The sequence below is a fragment of the Microcystis sp. M53602_WE12 genome (genome assembly GCF_030065455.1).
GTDB classification, from domain to species: Bacteria; Cyanobacteriota; Cyanobacteriia; order Cyanobacteriales; family Microcystaceae; genus Microcystis; species Microcystis aeruginosa.
The window spans coordinates 1-1935 of sequence record NZ_JASJFB010000664.1 but is presented as its reverse complement, the minus strand read 5'-3'; the positions used below and the strand labels follow the sequence as shown (position 1 = coordinate 1935).

The window sequence follows — 1935 nt, the reverse complement described above, 5'->3', positions numbered from 1 at the left end:
GCGACTCTTGTGTTGGTGTGGGGTAAAATCGAAACGAATAGGCTTTTTCCATGTCTCACATTTTAGCATATATTTCGTAAACGATGCTCATATTTAACAGTAAAGCCGTCGTAGAACGACGGGGTTTCAGACCCAAAATTTCCGATGAATTGTCGGACAATGGGGGAAAGCATAATAATCGGGGTCGGCGGCCTTTCCCCAAGGAAAGTCATCGGCATTTTGATCAAGCCATTCCATCCCCTCCTTGAGACTTAATCCCCGGGAATCGGTTTCCTGTTGACCTTGGGCCGCTTTTAAGTCCCGAAAATTAAGGCTGCCAGAGGTTGAACGAGAGTTAAAAAGGGTTTGCGGGATGAGAGGGCAAGTTTTCCCAGGCTTTCCTATGGTTTGCCGGACTTTTCGGGTTTAACCTCCGTCACACGCCAACTGAGTTTTAAATTCATCCAGAAGTTCCAAACAGTAACCATAGCGATCGCAATTAAGTTAGCAATATAACGATTAATATGTAAGACATTGAAGAAAAAGTTCAAGAGCAGCACGTTGAGGATCAAACCGGCCAAACAAATAAGATTAAATTTAAGAAAACGTTTCAGACGCTGCTGCCACTGATTTTGGCCAGTGGACAAATCGCCAAAAGTCCAGCGATCATTCCAGAGAAAATTATTAATAATGGCCACCTCGGCGGCGATAATCTTACTGCGAGTTACTCCCCAAGCGAGGGTAGTGGGATCGCTGAGGAGATATAAGATGGCCATATCGACGAATAGGCCACTAAACCCGACTAAACTAAAGCGAAGAAAGCGAGCGAGGGGGAATTGCCAACGCCTTTTCAGGCCACCGAAACGACCGCGGGAACGCAATTTCAGCAGGTGCAGGATATATTCGATGTATTGTTGCCAGGTGACTTTGCTTTCGCCGTCTTGACGCTCTTGGAAAACGTAACCCACTTCGGCGATCCGGTCGATATTGCCGCGGCCGATAACTTCGAGGAGGATTTTATAGCCCATCGGGTTTAAGATCGGGCCAGCGATCGCTTGTCGATTAACCATGAAATAGCCACTCATCGGATCCGATACCCGTCCCACCACGTTAGGCAGAATGACTAATCCCAACAGCTGCGCCCCCCGGGAGAGGAAGCGTCGAGTCAGACTCCATTGGCTGACTCCACCCCCTTCCACATGGCGACTAGCCAGGGCGAGATCGGCTCCGGCTCTGGTTTGCTCGAATAATTTTAATAACACTTCCGGGGGATGCTGTAAATCGGCATCGATGACCCCAAGGATGTCGCCCCGTGCCACTTGCCACCCCCGTACCACTGCCGAGGATAGGCCTTTTTCTCCCTCCCGGCGCAGCACTCGCAGCTGGGGATATTCAGGGATTAAAGACGCAGCGACTTCCCAAGTGCGATCAGGACTATTATCATCGACAACGATCAGTTCGTAATCGTTGGGAAGGGCTTCGTCAAGTATTTGACTGAGAATGTTGACTAATTGAACGATATTTTGCCGTTCATTGTAGGTGGGAATGACTAGAGACAGGCTGAGAGGATAATTTTTTTCTGCTTCTAGGTTGCCGTCGTCCGGGGGAGGAGGAGATAAAGGTACCTGTAGATCTCCTGTGGGGGGAGTTAAGAGAGACTGCTGTACCTTCATGAAAAATTTGACCTCACTCGCGGTTGATTTAGCTATAGACGCACTGACAACGGCAGAAGATTCTGAATGCTTTTGGCAACCTAACCTATTGAACCATACCTTTGTCGTCTCTTGGGCGGACACAAGCATTGATTAACCGGTACTATCGGCCATGACTCGTAAACCCAAGACACTGTGGTGTTGATCGGGAAGGCAAAAGGTGCGATTGGCACTGCGTAGGTGCCTAGCTTCATCGCCCCAACTGCCCCCTCGCACTAAACGGGCGGAACGATAACGGGGCTGC

The 1935-nt window shown here is 49.3% G+C and carries 3 protein-coding genes; all 3 read right to left on the bottom strand.

The window, feature by feature from the left end; genetic code table 11:
- Positions 1 to 52 (bottom strand): helix-turn-helix domain-containing protein (locus PX482_RS27855; protein ID WP_353845525.1); only part of this gene is annotated, 52 nt, incomplete at its 3' end.
- A 328-nt stretch (positions 53 to 380) separates the two neighbouring features.
- Positions 381 to 1652 (bottom strand): glycosyltransferase, encoded by a 1272-nt coding sequence (locus PX482_RS20750; RefSeq protein WP_004159347.1) that lies wholly within the window; start codon positions 1650 to 1652, stop codon positions 381 to 383.
- A gap of 132 nt (positions 1653 to 1784) precedes the next feature.
- Entirely contained in the window at positions 1785 to 1907 is a 123-nt protein-coding gene (locus tag PX482_RS28165; protein WP_502888570.1) for a hypothetical protein, read from the bottom strand.
- Positions 1908 to 1935 lie beyond the last annotated feature (28 nt).